Below are 3475 nucleotides of genomic sequence, written 5' to 3'. Positions count from 1 at the left end.
CTGGATATCGAATTTCTGGAAGGGGTATTTGCCGATAGCAATGAACTGAAGCCGCTGCTGGTGCGCCACCCCGAGTATCAGGATCTGGCGGCACGGATGATGGCCCTCTATCGCGAAATTACGACCAAAGCGCTGGAGAATGAAAACAAGTAGAAGCCGATCCTGAAACACCAGGGGCGCAGCCGGCGCCCCTTTTTTTTCAGGTAATGCCGTTTTTTACTTGCTGACCATCGCTTGCTCGAGTTTCTTCTCGATCTGCGCCATCGGTACGGCGCCGGGGACGCGTTCGCCGTCGGCAAAAAAGAGCGTCGGGGTACCGGTGATGCCCAGTTTGCGACCAAGTTCAACCGTTTTTTGTACCGCACTGGTGTCGCAATCCCCCTTGCCGGTCAGCGCCTTGCCGTCCTGCATCCACTCGTTCCAGGCCCGGGCCTTGTCGGCTGAACACCAGATCTGCTTGGACTTTTCCAGTGAATCGGGCGAGAGGATCGGGAGCAGGAAGGTGTAGAGGGTAATGTTGTCGAGCTTGCTTATTTCCTTTGCCAGTTTTTTGCAATAGCCGCAGTTCGGATCCTCGAAACTTGCCATTACGCGCTTGCCGTTACCGCGCACCTGCCTGACCGCAAGTTCAAGCGGCAACTCGGAGAAATTGATCGCTGTCAGCTTCTGCATGCGCTCGGCACTGACGTTCTTCATCGTCTTGCCGTCGATCAGCGTGCCGGCAAAGAGCGCGGTGAGCTTCTCGTCGGTGTAGAGAATCTGCCCGTCGGCGTAGATTTCGTAAAGCCCGAGGTAGGGTGTTTTGGTGACACTGCTGACCTTGGTGCCGAGTTTGGCTTCGACCGCTTTTTTCACGCTGGCCTCATCCGCCAGGGCGGGCAGGCTAAGCAGGGCACTCAGCAGTGTGGCAGACAGGGCTGGCAGCGAGCGTTTTTTGAGCATGGCATTTCTCCGTTTGAACACGTTTTCGAAAAAGTCGCGCCGACAACTCTCGATTCGCCTCCGGGCAGGAGGGCGGGCGAGGGCTTGCGTGTGGCGCCCGCCTGAGTCATTCCCGGCTGCGCTCAAATGATGCCTATCGCGTAGCGTACGAGCAGGTTCTTGACGAGCGGCAGGGCATTGGTCAGATTCATTCCGATGTTGCGCAAGGGTTTTAACCCCGGCAGTCTCTCACGAAAAAGCAGGCGTAGTGTATGAGTTGTGTACTGCAGCAGGAGGATTTCTTCGCGCCGTTCACGCTGGTAGCGACGGAGCAGGCGTTCGCTGCCGATGTCCTGCCACTCGGGTGTCGCGGCCAGCAGCTCGGCGAGTGCCCTGGCATCCTGATAGCCGAGGTTGATGCCGTGGCCGGACAGCGGGTGAATTGCGTGCGCGGCGTCACCGATCAGTGCCAGCCGTGGCGCAACGGTGTGTGGCACTCGCATCAGGCGCAGCGGGAAAGCGGCTGCCGCTGTCAGCGGCGTCAGCTTGCCCAGTTCGTAATTTCCCGCTTCGGCGACCCGGGTGCACAGTTCATCCGGGGCGAGCGCCAGCAGCGCTTGTGCGTGGGGATCGGGTGTCGACCAGACGATCGAGATACGATTTCCGGCCAGCGGCAGCCAGGCGAGGACGCCGTCGTCGCGGAACCACTGACGAGCCATGCCGCGATGCGGGCATTCGCATTCGAAGTTGGCCACCAGCCCCATTTCGCCATAGGGCGTCGTGATGGCCTGCAGGCCGCTGGCCTCGCGTACCCACGAGTCACGGCCATCGGCGCCGACCAGCAATTTTGTCGCTAGCGTCTGGCCATCCGTCAACGTCAGTACGGCAGCGTCCTGCCCCATCTCGACAGCGTGGGGTGCGGCAGGACAAAGCAGGGTGAGGTTGCTTTGCCGTTTGACGCTTTCCCACAGTTCGCAGGCCATAAGCGACGATTCAAGAATCCAGCCGAGTTCGGCAACGCCCGTCCGATAGGCCGAAAAATCGAGCTGTGCGCCGCCATCGCCGAGGATTTTCATGGCGTAGATGGGCGCTATGCGTTCGGCATCGAGGTGCTTCCAGGCGCCGATTTTCTGCAGGAAGCCGGCGTTGGCCGGGCTGATCGCATAGACGCGCACATCCCAGCCTGCTGCAGGTGTCGGGACGTGACTTTCCACGAGGGCGATTTTCAGGCGCGTCTCGCGCAGGGCACAGGCCAGCGCGAGCCCTGCCAGGCCCCCGCCAACAATGACAACATCAAATGGCATCGAAAAACTCCGTCAAGCCGCGATTGTGCACTGTCGCGCTGGCGTTTTACAAGCGCGGCAGCGCGTGTTAGAAGTTGCCTGCCATGAAATCAAGTGAAAAACTCCTTGCGCGCCGCTACTTCCCGGCCATCCTCTGCGTCGAATGCGATTCGCCGATTGACGCGCTGGTTGCGCTTTGCATACCACGCGAAGAAGCGATGGATCTGGTGGCTGCGAGCTGGCGCAGCAAAGAATCGCACTGCGTCATGGCTACCGTCGATGGCGGTCGAAGTGTCGCCGCGCTGCGCACCCCGGAAGGGCGATGGGCCGCGTGCAATGCTTTTCCTGAACCGTGTTATGCAACGCGTAGCGAGGCCGAGCGCCAACTGCAGAAGCTGCTCAGGCGAGGCCGGCGCGGCTATGTGGGTGAGTTGGTCGGTGGCGTTTAGCGAACGCTGTGCTGCCTCACACTCACCATCTGCTGCTTGAGGCAACCGACTCGGTGACCTGTGCGCTGGCAATGTACACTGGTCGTACCTTACTTCGCTTTCCAGGGAGTAAATGTAGCGAGCCGGACACTATGCCGCTTAGGCCACTACCGGGTAACGTCGGGCATCCGGCTTGCGTGCTGGCGACTGGAGCTTGTAACCTGACACATTTTTAGCTTCAGGCAGGGAAGAGATGAGCACTGACGTAGAGATTCAGCCGCTGCTGCAAGAGCTTTTCCGTTCTCAGCGTTATGCCGTTCTGGCAACCAGCGAGCACGAACAAGCGTTTACCAGCCTGATGGCTTTTTCCGCCGCAGAGGACCTGCGGCAAATCGTGGTACTGACCGAGCGGGCTACGCGCAAGTTCGCCAATCTCAAGGCCAACTCCCGGGTTGCCCTGCTGATCGATAATCGCGAAAACAAGGGTTCGGATACGCAGGATTCGGTGGCGGTAACGGCGATCGGGGAAGCGGAGGAAGTTGACGCCGAGAGTGGCACCCTCCTGCTCGACCTGTATCTCGCCCGCCATCCCTATCTGGCTGAATTCGCCGCCTCTCCCTCCTGCGCCATCGTGCGTGTGAAGATCAATTCTTACCTGCTGGTTTCACGCTTTCAGAAAGTACTCCAATGGCGTATCGGTAATTAGTGTCTGACCGAAAACCCCGTTTTTTGTCGAGCGCTCCGCCTTGCAGTTCTCATTAGTCATTGATTTTGTCGCTCATTCCACGTCGCGCTGTCCGGTTTGTTTCGATCAACGGCAATTATATACATTTAGCATATCAG

At 59.1% G+C, this 3475-nt stretch carries 4 protein-coding genes; 2 read left to right on the top strand and 2 right to left on the bottom strand.

Annotated elements, in window-relative coordinates; genetic code table 11:
* Nucleotides 1–216 precede the first annotated feature (216 nt).
* Together JNM42_RS14960 and JNM42_RS14955 are read right to left on the bottom strand one after the other, a co-directional pair.
* Nucleotides 217–942, bottom strand: a complete 726-nt coding sequence (locus JNM42_RS14960; RefSeq protein WP_294271815.1) for a DsbC family protein — start codon at nt 940–942, stop codon at nt 217–219.
* A gap of 122 nt (nt 943–1064) precedes the next feature.
* Nucleotides 1065–2225 (bottom strand): UbiH/UbiF family hydroxylase, encoded by a 1161-nt coding sequence (locus JNM42_RS14955; protein ID WP_294271810.1) that lies wholly within the window; start codon nt 2223–2225, stop codon nt 1065–1067.
* Between the two features lie 83 nt (nt 2226–2308).
* Here JNM42_RS14955 and JNM42_RS14950 point away from each other — a divergent pair, with 83 nt between their 5' ends.
* On the top strand, nt 2309–2653 hold the full coding sequence (locus tag JNM42_RS14950; protein WP_294271807.1) for a hypothetical protein: 345 nt from the start codon (nt 2309–2311) through the stop codon (nt 2651–2653).
* Between the two features lie 232 nt (nt 2654–2885).
* Nucleotides 2886–3338, top strand: a complete 453-nt coding sequence (locus JNM42_RS14945) for a pyridoxamine 5'-phosphate oxidase family protein (protein ID WP_294271804.1) — start codon at nt 2886–2888, stop codon at nt 3336–3338.
* The last annotated feature ends 137 nt before the right edge of the window (nt 3339–3475 follow it).

It is taken from the genome of Propionivibrio sp. (assembly GCF_016790145.1).
GTDB lineage: Bacteria > Pseudomonadota > Gammaproteobacteria > Burkholderiales > Rhodocyclaceae > Propionivibrio.
Note: the sequence above shows the minus strand (reverse complement) of the source record. Positions and strands in the feature narration are given on the sequence as shown.

Excerpts from the sequence above, each read along its gene's own strand:
- JNM42_RS14960 (WP_294271815.1), bottom strand. The coding sequence starts at position 942 with ATGCTCAAAAAACGCTCGCTGCCAGCCCTGTCTGCCACACTGCTGAGT.
- JNM42_RS14955 (WP_294271810.1), bottom strand. The coding sequence starts at position 2,225 with ATGCCATTTGATGTTGTCATTGTTGGCGGGGGCCTGGCAGGGCTCGCG.
- JNM42_RS14950 (WP_294271807.1), top strand. The coding sequence starts at position 2,309 with ATGAAATCAAGTGAAAAACTCCTTGCGCGCCGCTACTTCCCGGCCATC.
- JNM42_RS14945 (WP_294271804.1), top strand. The coding sequence starts at position 2,886 with ATGAGCACTGACGTAGAGATTCAGCCGCTGCTGCAAGAGCTTTTCCGT.